Raw genomic sequence first — 19,616 nt, forward strand, 5'->3', positions numbered from 1 at the left:
GATTTTGATATTCAAATATACAAAGAAAGACATTTGATAGAGAATTTCTTTTCTAAAATTAAGCATTTTAGAAGAGTGTTTTCTAGGTTTGATAAAACTATTTCAGCATATCTAGGAATGATTAAATTAGCTTGTACTTTTATTTGGCTTCGATGAAAATTTATTTTTGTGCACAGAGCCTAATTAAAAATTAGTTATTAAGTAATATCTCAAATAATCATACAGTATTTATATCAATAATCTCAGTGTTTAATTCTAAATTGAAACTTTATATTGATTATAGAATCTATTCGTTATGAACCTTAAACTTAGATTCTATGATTAAGTGCCGCTCTTTAGCCATAGTTTGAAAGATTCAGAGAACGTAACTTTTCCATAAACTATTTATGAGATTTAAAGTAAAAGAGCTTAAAAGATTAGAATAATTAAATATTTCTACTTTCATCCTCATCAATAATATATTTAGGACGGTTTTTTGCTTCATCAAATATACGACTTATATATTCTCCTAAAACACCTAGCGAGATAAGTTGAACTCCACTAAAGAACATAATACTTACCACAATCGTTGGCCAACCACTAACACCAACCCCAAAAAGTATATTCGCTAAAATAGTATATAAACCATATGCTAATGCAAATATAGAAATGATCATTCCCATAAGAGATATCATTCTAAGAGGAACAGCTGAAAATGAAAATATTCCAGTAAATGCTAATTTGAAGAGCTTTTTATATCCCCATCTACTCGGTGTCTCATCTTTTCTATCAGCTACTTGAAATGGTATAGCATATCCTTTAAAACCTATCCAAGAGAAAAGACCACGAATAAAACGATTATTTTCTGATAATGAGTTAAAAGCCTTAATACACTGTTTGTCTAACAGTCTAAAATATCCTGCATTTGCCGGAATATCAACTCCCATCAAACTCTTACTAAATTTAAAGAATGTTTCTGATAAAAAACCTCTTGTTTTACTTTGGTCATCTCGAGTTCTTATACCATAAACATTAGAGTAACCTTCACACCATTTTTCATAGAATTGATCTATTACCTCTATTGGATGTTGAAAGTCACAATCCATAATAACTGCTGCATCAGCATCACAAGAGGCTTCTAATCCGGCTGTTATAGCAGCTTCTTGACCAAAGTTTCTAGAAAAGCTAATAAACTTAATACTTAACTTACCTACTAACTCTTGTATAATTTCTCTAGAATTATCAACACTACCATCATCGACTACAACTATCTTATAGTTTGATGATATCTGACTTAGTTTAGCGGCTAACTCCTCTAAAAAAGATCCTATTAATGCTTCTTCATTATAAACTGGTATTACCGCATAAAGACGTGGGTTTTCAATCTCTCTCTTTATCATTTCCAAAAAAAATATTTAACTAATTAGTACAATTATAGCTTCAAAAAGCTAAAAATGTTGATTTTTTTAATTGAGCAAACTTTATACTATTTACAGTACCTAATCTTCTTTAAATTATAATATTTAGCATAGTCATGGTTATAGTTACGATAGCCATAACCATTTTCACCTTTTGTGTCACCATAAGCATCAAAATCTTTGAAATAAATCAAATACCAAACTGGCGAATATATTTCATTAAGACAAACACTTTGGTTTATATGATCATCCATATACTTAAGTCTTTTATTAAACTCATAATGTATATAACTACTACCAAAGAGTAGCAAAGCCACCGCTAATATAGAAAAAGTATATAATATTTTTTTTAACCTAATACCATTAGTAACTCTATCAACCATATTAGTGTTAAAACATATAATACAAAAGTACAAGATAATATATACCATATATACCCTTCCTGTCCCTGCATATCTAAAAAACATAAGAGCTACTAAGAAAGTTAATATCAACGCTGCTTTAATAGCTACCTTTTGAATATTTTTAAGATTTTGATTGCTTGTTGTACTCTTAAAAGACCAAATTAAGAATGGTAAAATTAAGATGCCTCTAAAAATCGCAAGAAATATCGTGATAAGCTCATCTATATAAGTATTAAATCCAAATTTCATGACCTCTTCTTGAGCTCGATATATATTCCCGGGAGCTAAACAATCAACAAGACCGAATATAAACAACAATAAAAGCATAATTATAATATTTCTATTCAAATAATTAGTCTTATAGTTATAAACTGCAAATACAAATAAGAGAATAAAACAAAATGCAAAAACTTGTTCGTTATATAAACCAATAAATACTGATGAGAAAATCGCCAAAAAGATACTAATATGTTCTTTATACAATAACTTATATGCTAGGTATGTACATACAGATATTCCCCATAAGTACTCTATTGCTACCATTTTCCACATAGTCGTTCCAATAAAAGCACTAAATGTAAATATAAAGAAAAATATCGATAAGTAACTTACATACTCCTTATCAAAAGCAATTTTAGCTTTCCCTGTAATAATTTTATACATATATATAATCAACACATTAAAAGATAATGCACTGATTACATCAGCTATAGTTATCATATATGGCATTGGCTTATTTAAAAATATTGAACCCAAAAACTTTGCTGATAGCCTTCCTGTATGAGTCATATAATCATGAATAAGATTAGCAATAACTGTATGATTATAGAGCGCGGCTAATTGAGAACGCCAGATATCATCTACCATTAAAGGCATGCATGAAAATATATAAAAAAAGAATATAAATATTAAAACTTGAGAATAGAAATATCCCCTATTTAAAGGCATAGTACAGGTATAGTAGACTTAATGTCCGCGTATATTAGCATCATCTAAAATTATGTGCAAGAAAATAAATTTCGTTACTAATTACAGTATCTAATCTTCTTTAAATTATAATATTTAGCATAATCATGGTTATAGTTACGATAGCCATATTTACCCTTGGTACTGCCATAAGCATTAAAATCTTTGAAATAAATCAAATACCAAACTGGCGAGTATATTTCATTAAGACAAATACTTTGATTTTTATTATCACTCATATATTTAAACCTACTATTAAACTCATGATGTATATAAGTACTGCCAAAAAGTAATAAAAATATAGCTAGAATGGATAAGGTATAAGATATTTTCTTTAGCTTAGCACTGTCAGCAACCTTAGCAATAATATTAGTGTTATAACATATTATACAAAAGTATAATATTATAAATAACATATATACTCTTCCTGTTCCTACATATCTAAAAAATATCAGTGCCGCTAAAAATGTTAAGATCAGTGCCACTTTAATAGCTACTTTCTGAACATTTGTAAGTAAATAGTTTTTTGTTGTACTTTTAAATGACCAAATTAAAAAAGGTAAAATCAAAATCCCCCTAAGAAATGCAAGAAGTATAGTAATTATCTGATCTATATAAAAATTAAAGCCAAACTTCATAACCTCTTCTTGAGCTCGACGGGCATTACCTGGGGCCAGACAATCAATGGCACCAAATATAAATAGTAATACCAGCATAATCACGATATTTCTATTTAACTGTCCAAGCCTATATTTGTAAATAGTAAACACAAACAAAAGAGTAAAGCAAAGTGCAAAAATTTCTTCATTATATAAGCCAATAAAGACTGCTACAAATATAGCCAGCAAAACACTAATTTGATTTTTATATAACAGCCTATATGCAACATATACACATATTGATATACCCCATAAGTATTGTACAGCTACCATTTTCCACATAGTTGTACCAATAAAAGCACTAAAGGTAAATACAAAGAAAAATATTGATAAATAACTAAGATAAACTTTATCAAAAACAATTTTGTCTTTCCCTGTAATAATTTTATACATATAAATGATCAACACATTAAAGGACAATGCGCTAATAACATTCAACATCACTATCATATAAGGCATTGGCTTATTAAAAAATATATATGAAAGATACTGTGCTGAAATTCTTCCTGTATAAGTATTATAATCATTAATTAAATGCTTAATTACTGTATGGTTATAAAGTGCTGCCATCTGAGAGCGAAATAAATCATCTATCATTAAAGGCATACATGAGAATATATATACAAAAAATAAGAATATAAAAATTTGAGAATAGAAATACTTCCTAGTTGAAGACATAAAATAAATATAGTACGATTAGCGTACGCGAATGTTAGCATGACTTTTAGCTATGTTCAAAAAAATAATAATTTGTGCTGATGATTTTGGCCTAAGTGATAATGTAAATGAAGGCATCATTAGACTTCTTAAAAAGAAAGTTATCAATGCTACAAGCTGTATGTCAAATATGTCTGCATTAAAGAATGGCATACCTAATTTGAAAAATATCTATAATGACTCTATGGATGTTGGTATACATCTAAATTTAACAGAAGGAACCCCTTTTACAAAGGCTACATCTATAAGCAAAAATAAAGAGTTTTTATCACTATCAAAGCTACTTGCTAAGTCAAAACTAAGATCAATAAAATATAATGATGTTTATAATGAACTTAAAGCTCAGATAGATAACTTTATATCTTTATGGGGAGATCTTCCTGACTTTATTGATGGACACCAACATGTACACCATTTTCCTATTGTTAGAAAAGTCGTTATAGATTTGTACAAAGATTTTGATATGTTTAAGAAACAAACATATATTCGCTCAACCTTTAATATGGATAAATCTGATTTAAAGTCATTAATTATCTATCGTAGTGGCGCAAAGAAGTTCAACAACTTACTTAATGATAATAACATTAAACATAATACTAGCTTCTCTGGAATATATTCACTTGAAAGTAACAATCAAGACTTTAGAAAAGTCATATTAAAAGCTTATTCTGAAATCAAAGATGGCGGACTAATAATGTGTCATCCTGCCATAGCTATTGATGAAAAAGATCCCATATCAAAATCTAGAGTTAATGAATTTAAATACTTCGAATCAGAGCAAGCTCTAATAGATCAAAAAATTAGCAATATAACTCTACAATAACCTCATATGCAGTAATCTTCTTAAAAGCTTGCTTTAAAGAGCTATTATCTCTAGAATATCAAAATTAGATGTAAATTCTATAAATTAATATCAATGCCTAATAAAAGTAAATTAATAAGTATACTAATCCCAGTAAAAGATGAATCTGCTACTATAGATCATTTATTTGAAAGACTGATGCCTATCTTAGAAAAACTACCAACAAAATATGAAATAGTTTTTATCAATGATGGTAGTAATGATAATACTCTAGATCTATTACTAGAAAAGCAACAAGATATTCCTGAGATCGTTGTTGTTGATTTATCAAGAAATTTCGGTAAGGAATCAGCTCTTTTCGCAGGCTTTGCAAACTGTAAAGGTGATGCTGCTGTTTCTATAGATGCTGACCTACAAGACCCTCCTGAGCTTATTTTAGAAATGGTCAAACATTGGTTAGATGGCTATGAAATTGTTACTGCTGTTAGAGAAAATCGTAATACCGATACTTCAACAAAAAAACATACAGCTGGCCTTTTTTATAAGCTTATCAACCGTATTAGTGATACAAAACTTACTCCTAATGCTGGTGACTATAGATTACTCAATAGAGCTGCAATAAATGCTTTTCTTGAGCTAAAAGAAAAAGTTCGCTTTAATAAAGGGTTATTAACTTGGATAGGTTTTAAAGAAAAGTTGGTCTATCATGCAAGAGAGGAAAGAGTAGCAGGTCAGACTAAATGGAACTACTGGAAGTTATTTAAGTTTTCTATTGATGGAATTACAAGCTTTAGTAAAGCTCCTTTAGAAATATGGTCTTACATTGGTCTCTTTATTGCTTTTATAAGCTTTATTTATGGCTCAGTAATAGTCCTAAAATCACTAATATTTGGAATAGATACTCCTGGTTACCCATCGTTAGTAACTTTTATACTATTTTTCAGTGGCTTACAAATGATTGGAATAGGTATGCTCGGTAGCTATATAGGTAGAATATTTATAGAAACAAAACATAGACCTTTATATATTGTTAGAAATGTCCATACATTAGAAAAAAAATTCTAAACAATAAGCTTCTTCTTTTATTTAACTTTCTTATATACATATCTAGGATTTATTGTATCTGCTAAAAGTTTATTCTCAAAATCAATCCTAACTAAAATTCCTAATGTATAACACATTATTAACAAACTACTTCCACCATAACTGATTAAAGGTAAAGTTAAACCTTTTGTTGGTAGTAACCCTGTATTTACACCCACATTTACAAACACCTGAAAACTAAACCAAAAGCCTATCCCATAAGCTAAAAATGCCTGATAGTATCTTTTTAGCTCAAAAGCTAACTTAGCAATGTTCACTGCTTTTAAAGCAATAAATAGGTACACTAACAGCAAAACCATTAATCCAACAACACCTATTTCTTCAGCTATAACAGAAGTAATAAAATCAGTATGCTCTTCTGGCAAGAAAAACTGTTTTTGTATTCCATTACCTAAGCCATCACCAAACCAACCTCCTCTGCCAAAGCCTATAAGAGCTTGCACTAACTGATATCCTGACCCATTAGCATTTTCCCATGGATGTAAAAATCCAGTAATCCGATGCATTCTATAAGGAGATATAATAACCAACATTGATGCCATTAATACCATAGCTACCAAAAGTAACCCATACCAGCGCACCTTGTTACCTGATACAAATAACATACCCATTACACATATTGATATTACAACAGTAGATCCAAAATCTGGTTGCATTAGTAAAAGTATCGCAATACATCCTAGCAAACTTATTGGTGTGAGAATACCTTCTTTAAAATTCCCCATATTTTTTAAGTTTGTTGCAATATAACCAGAGAAAAATATAATTGCTAATAGTTTAGCTAACTCAGCAACTTGGATGTTAATAATCAATAAAGGGATCCAGCGTCTAGCCCCATTAACACTTTTACCCAAACCTGGGACTAATACAGCAACTAAGACTAAAAGCATTATAAAGAAAAACGCATTATAGTTCTTCTCATAATTTTTAGTCGGCACTAGCAATGCTAATAAAAATAAGAATATTGATATAATTGCAAAGAAGCCCTGTCTTATAGAATAGTGATATGGATCGTTAAAGTCATATAATGCATCAACCATTGATGCAGAAGTAACCATAACCCAACCAAAAGTAAGCAATCCAAGCATTATAAAAACTATAGAAATATCTATTTCAAGCTTTGCTCTTACACGCTCTCTTTTTACATTTTTTCTACTTAATAAAAGTTTTAATCGATATAACATTTAGCTTCCTAGATTTTTTAACTGTGCAACATAATCCTCAAAAGCTTCACCACGTTTCACATAATTGTCAAACTCATCAAAACTTGCACATGCTGGTGATAATAAAATTATTTCACTACCTTGTGCTTTTTTATTCGCCAGCTCAAAAGCATCATGCATATTACTACATAACTCATAGCTACAAGTATCTTTAATATACTCTTGTATATACTCTTTATCTTGCCCATATACAAAAACATATTTAACGTATTTTTTAAGTGAATCAATCATCAGACTAAAGTCACCACCCTTAGCTACACCACCTAATAAAAGTATAATATTTTTTGTATTAGTTATACTATTAAGTGCTGCAACAGTAGCTCCAACATTTGTACCTTTTGAATCATTTATATAAGTTATCCCACCGATACTCTTGATGATTCTACAACGGTGAGCTAGACCTTTAAATTTTTTAATAGCAGTTATTGCCTTTAAAGTATCTAACCCTAATCTATCTAATATATTTAAAACAACAATAATATTCTCTAAATTATGTACGCCAAATAACTTAGTTTCTGTAATATCAAGTAGCTTTGTAGCATGCTTATATATACTTGATCTTACTATTTCATACTCTCCTGCATACTTAACGCCATTATTATGAACATCATATACAAAAAAATCTTTACTAAAGTTTGCTAGATTTAGCTTTGACTGTTTATAATCAGCAAAGCTTGCATATCTATCTAAATGATCTGGCGATACATTAATAACACAACCAATATCAAATTTTACAGAGTTAAATATATCAATTTGAAAACTTGATGCCTCTATAACACAATAGTCAAACTTCTCACCTATTTTATTTAAAGCAGGTGTGCCAATATTGCCAACTAAAATACTCTTATAGCCAAGTTCTTTAAGTACAAAGTCCAATAAAGTAACTACTGTACTTTTGCCATTTGATCCAGTTACCGCAATAGTCTTTGCTTTTGTGTTTTTAATATATTGATAAAATATATCAATATCACTAACAATTTTATCTTTATATTGAGATAGTATTCTATATGGAGATTTATTAAGTGGTATACCTGGACTGACTGTTATTAGATCATAACTATTTAAATCATAGTTTTGAAATTCTTCATCACTTTGTGATATATCTACTTCAAGATCAATAAAATTTGCCATAAAATCACAAACTGACTTACCGGTAACCCCATAACCAACCATCAATAGCTTAGAAACTTTAACATCATTATAATAAAAGCTAAACATTATCGAACCTTAATAGCTGCCAGGCCAATTAGAAAAAGTATTAAAGAGATTATCCAAAAACGTATGACAACTTTAGTTTCAGGCCAACCTTTTAGTTCAAAATGATGATGAATTGGTGCCATTCTAAAGATTCTTTTACCTTTTCTAAGCTTATAAGAACCTACTTGGAGCATCACAGATAGAGCTTCGACAACAAAAAGTAAACCCATTATAAAAAACACTAATTCTTGGCGAATCATTATAGCTATAACTCCCAAAACAGCGCCTAGTGTTAATGAACCAACATCTCCCATAAAAACTTCAGCTGGATATGAGTTAAACCATAAAAAACCTAACCCTGAACCACCCATTGCAGCACAGAAAACTGCTACTTCAGTAAGTCCTGAATTACCTAAATAATTAAATAAAAAATAGTTTGCTAGTATACTATTAGTCTCGATATATGCATATATACCTAGCCCTATAGCTACAAGAACAACTGGAACTATTGCTAAGCCATCTAAACCATCAGTTAGATTAACTGCGTTACTGCTACCATTAATAATGAAAAATGTTAGAACTATAAACAATACTATTCCCATTGGTATAGATAAACTCTTTGAAAATGGTATAGATAAGCTCATTTGTCCATTTTTTGATAAAAGATAAAACAAAATTATTGCTAATATTATTGAAAATATGGTTTGTAATGCAAACTTATGTTTGGCTCTTAAGCCTTTTGGATTTTTAAGTACTAGCTTCAAATAATCATCTATAAACCCAATTGCTCCAAAAAAAACTACTACTAATATCAAAATCCATAAATAGATACTTGATAAATCTCCCCATAGTAACGATGATATTACAATTGATGATAATATTAAGACACCTCCCATTGTTGGAGTATTCTTTTTAGAAAAATGACTTTCTGGCCCATCATCTCTGACAACTTGACCTATTTGCATCTTCTGCAACCAACGAATCATTGGCCCACCTAAAAAAAGAGTGATTAGTAAAGATGTGATTGAAATCATAATAATTCTAATGGAAAGATAATGACTAAATACTGCTAAACCACTGATATATTGACTTAGCCATTTAAAAAGATAAATTAACATTCTATTTTTAAGTTCTTGCAGGTTAGAAGTATTATAATAAATAAAGCATATTTTTCATATAGTCAATAATATTAACTCTTAGATATCTGGCTCGAACTTCTTATATTTTAGCGCAAACTCATCATTCTCAAACTGTGTATAGTTTTTAATAAAGTCTTTTGCTAGGCTCTTATATTGTTTTTTATACTCAGACTTATCATCCCAAATATTACTCAAATGCAATACCTCATCATTGTCATAAATAGAGGTTAACGCTTTAAAGTTAAAATACTTCTGCCTTTCAAACTTAAAACCTACATTTTCTGATTTGTTCAATAAATAATCAACTACAACTTTTGTTTCTTCAGTAGGAACTCTTCTACCTGTTTTATAATCACCATCTATCCAGCCAACATTAACCATATAAATATTAGCATTACTATGCTTTAGCCTTTGACGTAAAATACTGGCATATCTAGTTGGCCTAAGTAATAAAAAAGGCTGAGCATAACAACTGGAAAACTCTGGCTTAGGCTCTGTAACTCCTAATTCAACACCTATAGAAGTACATGTATAACCAGATAAAAAATAATAAATTGCCTGACCCTTACTTAATTTTGCAACTCTCGGCAGAATGCCTTTTGCATCTTTCACAAGAAAAATTATAGTACTTGGGCTATCAGTATTTATAAGGCTATCAAAATTTTCTCGTGAAAAAGTTATATATGTATTACTCTGAGACCTACTTTTCTGACCAAATATAATGTTTTGATTTTCATCAAAATTAGGATTTTCTATTATAAGATTTTCCTTCAAAGAATTTACAATACGTGGATCATCTTTTTTAAAACTTGCAGACTTTATAGTTAATCCAGACTCTAAGCTATAAATTCCTCGCATCTCCGTCCAAGCAACAGCCTCATTCGTTACCAACGTTTTTTGCCTGTCTAGGGCTAAAGTTGTTTTACCACTACCTGATAAACCAAAAAACATACTGCTTTTTGCTTCTGCATCAACCCCAACAGCACAATAAAAAACACCAATATCATTTAAAGATAAATAATAGCTCATTACCGATAAAAGCACCTTATTTATCTCTGCTAGATAATAAGTGCCAACAAGTATACTCTCACGCTGTTTTAGATTAGTTGCAATAACTTTTGGTGAGTTTAATTCAAGTTCTTCATAATTTTCAATTTCTGTTTCTGGAGAGTGCATTACTACCCACTGTGGATCAAACTCCCCAGAATGACTAGATATTGTTACAAGCTTAAAAAAGTAAGCTGCTGAAGCTTGTGTAGTTATTAATCTAACAGCAATCTTTCTCTTATCATCATGATTATAAAAACCATCGACTACAAATAAATCCTTTTGTGAAACATCTTGACAAAGCTTCTGCTTGATAAGCTTCCAATTTTTTCTTTTTAGCCTTTTATTATCAGAGCCTTCTTCACTCCACCAAACATTCTTTTTTGCATATTTGGTTTCTACGATATATTTATCATCAGGAAGCCTTCCTTTAATACTACCACTATCAACCACAAGAGCTTTATCTTCTCGCTGTATAAAACCACAACTATTTTCGGCATGTCTTGCAAGTTGCTCTAAAGATAAATTTTGATACACATTTTTTGAGGTATACAAATATTTATTATCATCTATGGTAGAAGGATCCATTGCTAAAGTTCCTTAGCTTAAATAACAATTAGCTTTTAAGTCAAAATTATAGCCAGTATATACTTTTTTTTCAAAAAAATATGTTATTGTTTTGCGAATAAAGTAAACTATTAGTAAATTTATTAATTCAACTATTTCTACATAAAAAAATCATGAGTAATGAGACTAAAGTAAACAAAACTAATTTTATAAAAAATATTATAAAAAAAGATCTAGGAACTAAAAAAGTTTCCAGCATACTAACAAGATTTCCACCTGAGCCAAATGGTTATTTACATATTGGCCATGCCAAGTCTATCTGTTTAAATTTTGGTATTGCAGAAGAGTTTAATGGGAAATGTAATCTACGTTTTGATGATACAAATCCAGACAAAGAGGATATCGAATATATAAATGCTATCCAAGAAGATGTTCAATGGTTAGGCTTTACATGGCAAAATAAACCTCACTTTGCCTCTGAGTATTTTAATAAAATGTATAAGCTAGCTATATTACTTATCAAAAAAGGCAAAGCCTATGTTTGTGATTTATCAGCTGAACAAGTTAGAGAATATCGTGGCACACTAAAAGAGCCTGGTAAAGATAGTCCATATAGAAATCGCTCGGTTGAAGAAAATCTAGAACTTTTCGAAGCAATGAAAGATGGCAAATTTCCCGAAGGGAGCAAGACATTACGGGCAAAAATTGATATGTCTTCAGGAAATATTAATCTAAGAGATCCTGCTTTATATAGAATAAAGTTCTCAAACCACCCTAAAACTGGTGATAAATGGTGTATATATCCAATGTATAGTTTTGCTCACCCTCTAGAAGATGCTATTGAGAGTATTACTCATTCACTGTGTACTTTAGAGTTTCAAGATCAAAGACCTTTTTACGACTGGGTAGTTTCTGAAACAGAATTTAAGACAAAACCTCAGCAAATTGAGTTTTCTAGGCTTAATCTAAACTATACAATAACAAGTAAAAGAAAACTAAAATACCTCGTAGATAACAAACTTGTTAATGGCTGGGATGACCCACGTATGCCGACTATCAAAGGCTATCGCCGTAGAGGCTACACTTCTGAATCAATTCGTAACTTTTGTGATATAGTTGGAATATCTAAGCAAGACTCTATAATTGATGTATCTGTTTTAGAAGAATCAATCCGTGATGATCTAAACAGAAATGCTCCAAGAAAAAATGCTGTATTAGACCCAATAAAAGTAAGCCTAATAAATCTGCCTAACCATGATTTAAATGTACCTAATCACCCTCAAAATCCTGAGTTTGGTCGTCGTGATATTACAATATCTTCAGAGATTTTTATCGAAAGAGATGATTTTGTATTTGAGCTAGAAAAAGGCATGAAAAAACTTAGTCCAAATGGCAGAGTTCGACTAATAAATGGCTACGTAATACAATGTCTTGAAGTTATAACTGATAACGCTGGAAATGTTAGTGAATTAAAATGTTCATACTTACCAGAAACACTAGGCGGTAAAAAGCCAGAAGATGGTATAAAACCTAACGGTATTATCCATTGGGTTGATGCTAATAACTGTTTAGATGCAGAAGTAAGGATTTATGATCGTTTATTTAATCATGAAAGTCCTGGAGATTTTGATAGTATTGAAGAAATTATCAATCCAGAATCCTTACAGATTATAAAAAATGCTAAAGTTGAAAAATCTCTAGAAGAGGTAACACCTGAGCAACGTTTTCAGTTTAATAGAATTGGTTATTTTATCGCAGATATCAAAGACTGCAAAAAAGATCAGCTTGTATTTAATAGAACTGTAACTCTTAGAAATACTTGGGAAGTAAAAAAGTAAAAGCTTCAATAAGAATAATTTAGATAAGTCTAAACACTTCTATAATACAATTAATATTGTTGGCTAAAAATTAATAAACCTACTCTAAGATTAACAAGCTTAAATTATATAGGAGTTTTCATGAGTATAGTTAAAATAATTCCTTTTAATATGATTGGGGAAGATGAGAGAGGAATAACATCCTCTTTCAAACTTTGCCGTCAACAAGATAACTTTATTTTCATCACTAGGAAATCAGGAAGCATCAGTGGTAATACTTTTCATAAAGGTTTATCTGATGCCACTAACCCTAAGGTGTTTGTATTGTTAACAGGAAAAATTAAATTTTCATATAGAGACATTAATAGTAATGATATACATGAAAAAATAATAGAAGGACAAAACTTGATAGAAGTCTTTCCTAATGTTACACATCAAGTTGAAGCTATTACAGATATAATAATTCTAGAAGCTAACTCAATTCAAGATATAGCAAATGATAGAGAAAGGTTAAATGTATACGTAGATAAAAGATAAAGTATGAACTTGTTGCAACTATTTTAAATTTACTGAAAAGCTATATTTACGCATTCCTATTTACAAACTTTCTTAATAGTAAAATTGCAAGACTTGTTAGCACTGCTATAACTATAAATGTATCTAAGCCATCGCACATATTTGCTTTAGCCAAAGCTAGATCATTCTTGGGAATATAAAAGAAACTAGCGATAAAACCTCCAAGTTTACCTCCTACCCCTAAAGTAACTAGCCAAATCCCCATATACAAAGCTACGAATCCTTTTGGAGCTATTTTTGTAATCATAGATAAACCAATTGCTGATAAAGAAAGTTCGGAGATACCTAAAATTATATATCCCAAAATAATACCATACGCCATTACCTTACTTCCTGTAGGTGAAATAAGTATAGAAGCTAACACAATTATAAATGTCACAATTATAAACACAAATGCTATATTAAACTTATCAACATCTTCTACTTTTTTGCCTTTTTTATCTAAAAAGATCCAAAACTTACCTAATATACTTGCAAAAACTAATACGCTTAATGATTCAACACTTAAGAATTGACTAGGATTTAATATAGAGTTATCAACCGCATATTGTGTAAACAATAATACACTAATAAATATTTGAAAATATAAGCCCCAATATATTATTGATAATAAGAAAAATATTCCTGCTACAATAACTTTTTTAATACTAGATTTTTTTATTGAAAGTATAAGTATTACTATAGATCCGGCTAAAGCTGCAATTATAGAAAAGTTCGCGATTATAGGTTGTTTAAATATATAAAACAAAACCATAATATATACAGCTAGCAAAACTGTTACTTTTATAATAATAGATAGAGTAAGTTTGAAATCTATAATATGTTTACCTAAGAATTTAAATCCTAAAAGCAGTAAACATAACATAAAGATACTAACGCCCATACTACTATAAAATGGTGCCCCAAAGCCATAACTATCTTTTAACCAACTAGCTATAAATAAAGCGCCAAAACTACCTAGGTTTATTCCCATATAGAAAATATTAAAACCAAAATCTCTTTTTGAATCATTCAAAGTCGATCTATCGTAAAACCTACCAATAAACGCAGACATATTTGATTTTATAAGTCCTGTACTTACAGAAATAAAGCTTAAACCTAGATATAAGACAGTCTGGCTAGTCGAGACCGCTAAAATAAAAAAACCACCGACCATAAAAAATGATCCAAGCAAGCCCGCTCGATAATAGCCTAAATATCTCTCTGCTATAAATCCACCTAAAATAGCAGATATATAAACCATAGCGAGTGTTGTACCCACCAATGATGCCGACAAACTTTGAGATATTTGAAATTTATCTATTAGGTAGAATATTAATAACGATTGAATTATATAATATCCATATCTTTCAGCAAATTCCGCTAATGATGATATAGCTAAAACCTTCTTCTCTTCTTTAAGATCTTTAGGATCTACTTCTTGTGTAACCATACCTTAGTAATACAACAATTAAAGTTTAAATAAACATAGCTAGTATAATAACATAGATAGACTAACAAATTTTGATTATTCTAATTCTAAAAGCTCTTCCCAAAGAACGTATTTTTCTTCTAATTCTTGGTTTAATTGATCTAGTTGGTTTTGAGTTTTTGTTATTTCCTGTTGAGGCTTTTGATAAAAGTCTAACTCGCCCATTTGTGCTTCTATCTTAGAGATATTAGCTTCTAATTTTTCTATTTGATTAGGTAAATTTCTTAGTTGTTTACGCTGCTCATAAGTTAATTTATTTTTAGGCTCATCCACTTTCTTGGAAACTTTAGTTTGCTCAACTTGCTTTTGCTGTGATAACCAGTCATCATAGCCGCCAACGTATTCATTTAATTGGCCTTGTTCAAATACAATAGAACTTGTTGCAACATTATTTATAAACTCTCGATCATGACTAACTAAAATTATAGTGCCTTGATAGTTTATTAACATTTCCTCCAAAATCTCTAAAGTTTCAATATCTAAATCATTAGTAGGTTCATCCAAAACTATAACATTACTAGGCTTAGATAAAATCTTAGCTAATAATAAACGATTTTTCTCCCCACCTGATAAGTGAGTAATTGGAGAATGTAACCTCTCTGGTGTAAATAAAAATTTTTGTAAATATGTTATTACATGAGTTTCTTTGCCATTTATATTAAGAAAATCAGAACCTTCTTTAACATTATCAATAATACTTAAACTTTCATCTAGCTGATCCCTAAGCTGATCAAAATATGCTATTTTAATATTATCTGCTAATACTACATCACCTTGAGTTGGATCCTCAACACCTAATAAACAATTTAAAAGAGTAGTTTTACCACACCCGTTTTGACCTATTATCGCAATTTTATCTGATTTATGAATCTCCGTTGAAAAGTCTTTAAAAAGATAGCTTCCTTGATACTCAAAGCCAATGCTATTTGCTTGAATAACTTTTTTAGATGATTTCTCTGCTTGAGCAACTTTTATATCAGCTTTGCCAACCCCTTCACGCCTTTGCTTACGCTCACGCCTCATTTGCTCTAAAGCCCTAACTCTTCCTTCATTTCTTGTTCGGCGAGCCTTTATACCTTGACGAATCCATGCTTCTTCTTGAGCTAGCTTTTTATCAAACTCACTATTAGCCTTTTCTTGTGCATCTAAGATCTGTTCTTTCTTTTCTAAGAACTTAGTATAATTCCCATCAAAAGAATATAAATGACCTCTATCTAATTCAACAATACTCTTTGCGACATTATTTAAAAATTTCCTATCATGCGTAATAAAAAGTATAGCTCCACTGAAATTAGTTAAGAACTCTTCTAACCATTTAATAGAATCTATATCAAGATGGTTCGTAGGCTCATCTAAAAGTAACAAGTCAGGCTTATTTATCAATGCTCGAGCTAGTATAACTCTTCTTTTCATCCCACCAGATAGATCACTAAATTGAGCTTTTGAGTTCAGACTAAGTTTAGAAGCTAAGATTTCAACATCATTAAGATAACTCCAACCATGATGTTCATCTATATATTTATGCAATAGCTCTAGTTCAGATGACTGAGGATTGTGCTCTAAAATATTTTGATATGAGATTAGTTTTTCTCCAAGCTCTCCCAATCCTTGTAATATTACATCACTAATACTTCCATTAATATCACTAGGAACTTCTTGGATCATACTAGCTACTTTTGCATTATCATGAACTATAATTTCACCATCATCTGGAATAACTTTGCCTTCAATAACTTTTAATAAAGATGATTTACCAGTACCATTACGACCAATCAAACATACTCTTTGTCCTTTAGATATATCAAAATCAACATTATCCAGTACAATGTGTGTACCAAAATTAAGACTTATATTTTTTAGAGATATTAGCTGCATTTAAGAATAAAACAATATTAATTAAATTGGCTATTATTGTACCTTCTCACGCAAGATTTTGATAGAAAATACAAAAATAATCGCAGCAGTAAAGTACATAATCGAGCCAAATGAAATAGGAGATGATGGAGATATTGCCGATAAATGTCCCATCATAATATCATTTAAGAACCAAGCTAAACCAAATCCTGCTCCTGCTGCACCCATTGCTTTACCTTGCTCTTTATCTGTAACAGCTCCGGATATCATTGATAATAATGCAGTATAGCAAATCAACTGTGCTGCAGATACTATAATAGCCAATAGCCACTGAACACCTTGATTAGTTAAAATAGCAACAAATGCAAAACTTATACCACAAATAACCGCAGATCTAACAAAAGCTACTTGTTTTGATGATTTAGCAAACACTTTTGGCTGAATTGTGATACTTGCAATAGCTGTAGCTAAGCCCATCACTGCATAGAAAAGTCCTGTAAGAGATATGCTATAATGATACGTCAAGGTTAAAAACAGTGCTACACCTTGTCCATAAAAGCCCCAAGCACATTGTATAAGTAAATAAACAACCCCAATCAGCCTAACTCTTTTATCAGATAGTAAGAAAGATATAGTTTTATATACAGTTCCTAATTCAACTACTAGCCCTGGATTCTTAGGCAAGTCTTTTTTCATAACTATGATAATAAACATCATATTTATAAAAGATAAAACCCCAGCAAACATAAATGGTATGATGTGATTGATACTCATTGATGAAACAAAACTAGTTACAATAGGCCCAACTACAAAACCTAAAGATGCCGCCATTGTAATATATCCCAAATTTTTAGATTTTTCTTCCTCTGAAGATATATCTATAACTGCTGCTTGTGCAATTTCAAAAGCTCCTCCAGCTAATCCACTAATAAACCTGCTTGAAATAAATAGTAAATAATCATGCGAGTATATGGCATATGCCGATAACATATATGAAATACAAGTTGTTACCAGTGCAACAATTAATATAACCTTACGGCCATATTTATCGGATAACTCCCCGATAATCGGACATCCAATTAGAAGTCCTAGTGGCCAACAAGCTAAAGCAATTGAATAATACCAGTTTTGGAAATTCCCTCCAGGGTCACCAAATGTAATGCATGCCTTACCAAAAAATAGTGACGGCATTATAGGAAAAACTAAACCAGCTCCCATAATATCGACAATAATTGTCACGATAAGTATCGGAATTAAAATATTCCTAGAATGAAGATTCATAAAAAATTAAGCCTCTTATAAATGAAAATATAATAATAAAATTTCAAGGCTACATAGTAGCCTAAAGCATCTATTTAATCAATGTTTTGAAATTTGCAAAATGTAATTGTATTCTAACGATAACCTTTTTAAAGCATTTAAAAACATATTCGTATTAAAAGTAAAACTCTTATCTTTATCATTTAAGAATTCAACATCTTTTAATAAAGGTAATATATGCTTTTCAAAACGTAATAGCTCTTTATAGCTTATTCGCCTTCTAGCTTTAATGTCATTAGAGATATCTAATAATGATTGCATAATATACTTCTTAAATTCAATAAAAGCTGGCTCTTTATCTAACTTTTCTATAGTTTTAGCATCGAACGATGCTTCTATATATTCATACATAACTATCATATATCTATATAGCCTACGAATATAGAGACTCATTTTTTCGAACTCACGAACTTTTTTAGCAGATTTTTCATATTTTAGCTCTTTCACTAAAGTTAAATGCTTAGTAAACTCATGAAAAATGCTTTCTCTAAGTTTCTTATGAGAATGATTACGTTCGATAAAAAGAATATCAAAGAAATCATGTATCTGAGAAATTGTTTTAGAAAAACTCTCTTTAAGTCTAGTTTCTGCTCTAATTGGTAAAATAAACCTATTCACAATTAGAGAGATTATTATCCCTAAAGATATTTCTACAGCTCTATATATTGCAACCTGCTCCCCAGGTTGTCGATTTAGTATTATAATAATTAGAGTTATACCTGCTAGGGTCCCTGCATAACTATATCTAGATGCCCCTGCAAAATATACTGCTAAAAATATAAACGGTATAGATAAAAAAACTTGAATAATATCATTACTTATAGAGGCAACTATTACTGTAGCAACAGTTGCTCCTATAAGTGTCCCTAAAAATCGCATAATAGCTTTATCTAATGCACCACCGAGATTTGGTTGGGTTGACATCACAACAAGTATTGTTATTACAATCCATAAATACATTCCGTGAATTTCAAGGATATCACCTAATACATATCCAATTAAATACCCTAGCATTACAGCAATACTTGCTTTAAAAGCATTAATGGCTGCATATTTATTGCTATTCAAAAAAGCAAATTGCATAATCTTATACTTTATTAGATGCTAACTTTAGAATATTTTAACATAAAGTGGTTTTTTGAAACGGTATAAGTATAGCTAATATTAATATAAGTTTCTTTCTCTAATAACTTTATTTGCTAAAATATATAACTTTTAAATTATAACTTCTTTAACTTTATAAGGCTTCTTTCATAATGGTAAAAAAAGATAGTAAATTTTTCCTACTAAAACTAGTATCCTTTTTAGTAGATCGATTTAAACAAAATTTGAATCTAGATAATACCAAAGCAAATT

At 30.1% G+C, this 19,616-nt stretch carries 15 protein-coding genes and 1 pseudogene; 5 read left to right on the forward strand and 11 right to left on the reverse strand.

The genetic code is table 11. The annotated features are described in order from the left end of the window. A pseudogene (locus AB8E56_RS00730) lies at positions 1-156 on the forward strand (IS5/IS1182 family transposase); the annotation flags it as partial. A 269-nt stretch (positions 157-425) separates the two neighbouring features. On the opposite strand, the gene AB8E56_RS00735 reads toward AB8E56_RS00730, so the two are convergent. The 3 genes from AB8E56_RS00735 to AB8E56_RS00745 form a co-directional block, all read right to left on the reverse strand. Beyond that, entirely contained in the window at positions 426-1,379 is a 954-nt protein-coding gene (locus AB8E56_RS00735) for a glycosyltransferase family 2 protein (protein ID WP_329476924.1), read from the reverse strand. 86 nt (positions 1,380-1,465) lie between these two features. Continuing rightward, on the reverse strand, positions 1,466-2,749 hold the full coding sequence (locus tag AB8E56_RS00740) for a DUF6056 family protein (protein ID WP_329476926.1): 1,284 nt from the start codon (positions 2,747-2,749) through the stop codon (positions 1,466-1,468). 77 nt (positions 2,750-2,826) lie between these two features. After that, positions 2,827-4,104: a DUF6056 family protein gene (locus AB8E56_RS00745; protein WP_329476928.1), complete on the reverse strand. Its 1,278-nt coding sequence runs from the start codon at positions 4,102-4,104 to the stop codon at positions 2,827-2,829. Positions 4,105-4,156: 52 nt separating this feature from the next. Here AB8E56_RS00745 and AB8E56_RS00750 point away from each other — a divergent pair, with 52 nt between their 5' ends. Both AB8E56_RS00750 and AB8E56_RS00755 read left to right on the forward strand, forming a co-directional pair. After that, complete coding sequence (locus AB8E56_RS00750; protein ID WP_329476930.1) at positions 4,157-4,966, forward strand: ChbG/HpnK family deacetylase; 810 nt, start codon at positions 4,157-4,159, stop codon at positions 4,964-4,966. 93 nt (positions 4,967-5,059) lie between these two features. Continuing rightward, the gene (locus AB8E56_RS00755; RefSeq protein WP_329476932.1) at positions 5,060-6,010 is read left to right on the forward strand and encodes a glycosyltransferase family 2 protein; all 951 of its coding nucleotides are present in this window, start codon (positions 5,060-5,062) and stop codon (positions 6,008-6,010) included. Positions 6,011-6,027: 17 nt separating this feature from the next. Here AB8E56_RS00755 and ftsW read toward each other — a convergent pair whose 3' ends face one another. From ftsW to AB8E56_RS00775, 4 genes are all read right to left on the reverse strand, one after another. After that, positions 6,028-7,233, reverse strand: coding sequence for a putative lipid II flippase FtsW (gene ftsW, locus AB8E56_RS00760; RefSeq protein ID WP_329476934.1), 1,206 nt, complete (start codon positions 7,231-7,233; stop codon positions 6,028-6,030). After that, positions 7,234-8,490 (reverse strand): UDP-N-acetylmuramoyl-L-alanine--D-glutamate ligase, encoded by a 1,257-nt coding sequence (gene murD / locus AB8E56_RS00765; RefSeq protein WP_329476936.1) that lies wholly within the window; start codon positions 8,488-8,490, stop codon positions 7,234-7,236. Then, on the reverse strand, positions 8,490-9,587 hold the full coding sequence (gene mraY, locus AB8E56_RS00770) for a phospho-N-acetylmuramoyl-pentapeptide-transferase (RefSeq protein WP_329476938.1): 1,098 nt from the start codon (positions 9,585-9,587) through the stop codon (positions 8,490-8,492). The genes murD and mraY overlap by 1 nt, the downstream gene beginning before the upstream one ends. 78 nt (positions 9,588-9,665) lie before the next feature. Next, complete coding sequence (locus AB8E56_RS00775; RefSeq protein WP_329476940.1) at positions 9,666-11,243, reverse strand: phosphoenolpyruvate carboxykinase (ATP); 1,578 nt, start codon at positions 11,241-11,243, stop codon at positions 9,666-9,668. 152 nt (positions 11,244-11,395) lie between these two features. On the opposite strand from AB8E56_RS00775, the gene AB8E56_RS00780 reads away from it, so the two are divergent. Together AB8E56_RS00780 and AB8E56_RS00785 are read left to right on the forward strand one after the other, a co-directional pair. Then, positions 11,396-13,060, forward strand: a complete 1,665-nt coding sequence (locus AB8E56_RS00780; RefSeq protein WP_329476942.1) for a glutamine--tRNA ligase/YqeY domain fusion protein — start codon at positions 11,396-11,398, stop codon at positions 13,058-13,060. A 120-nt stretch (positions 13,061-13,180) separates the two neighbouring features. Continuing rightward, positions 13,181-13,576 (forward strand): hypothetical protein, encoded by a 396-nt coding sequence (locus AB8E56_RS00785; protein WP_329476944.1) that lies wholly within the window; start codon positions 13,181-13,183, stop codon positions 13,574-13,576. A 46-nt stretch (positions 13,577-13,622) separates the two neighbouring features. Here AB8E56_RS00785 and AB8E56_RS00790 read toward each other — a convergent pair whose 3' ends face one another. From AB8E56_RS00790 to AB8E56_RS00805, 4 genes are all read right to left on the reverse strand, one after another. Then, positions 13,623-15,047 carry a peptide MFS transporter gene (locus AB8E56_RS00790; RefSeq protein WP_329476946.1) on the reverse strand — a complete coding sequence of 475 codons (1,425 nt, stop codon included), beginning with the start codon at positions 15,045-15,047 and terminating at the stop codon, positions 13,623-13,625. A 75-nt stretch (positions 15,048-15,122) separates the two neighbouring features. After that, positions 15,123-16,961 (reverse strand): ATP-binding cassette domain-containing protein, encoded by a 1,839-nt coding sequence (locus tag AB8E56_RS00795; protein ID WP_329476948.1) that lies wholly within the window; start codon positions 16,959-16,961, stop codon positions 15,123-15,125. A 33-nt stretch (positions 16,962-16,994) separates the two neighbouring features. Then, positions 16,995-18,221, reverse strand: coding sequence for an MFS transporter (locus AB8E56_RS00800; protein ID WP_329476950.1), 1,227 nt, complete (start codon positions 18,219-18,221; stop codon positions 16,995-16,997). Positions 18,222-18,299: 78 nt separating this feature from the next. After that, positions 18,300-19,343, reverse strand: a complete 1,044-nt coding sequence (locus AB8E56_RS00805) for an FUSC family protein (protein ID WP_329476952.1) — start codon at positions 19,341-19,343, stop codon at positions 18,300-18,302. Positions 19,344-19,616: the final 273 nt, after the last annotated feature.

The organism is Francisella sp. 19X1-34, from assembly GCF_041102755.1.
Taxonomy (GTDB): Bacteria; Pseudomonadota; Gammaproteobacteria; order Francisellales; family Francisellaceae; genus Francisella.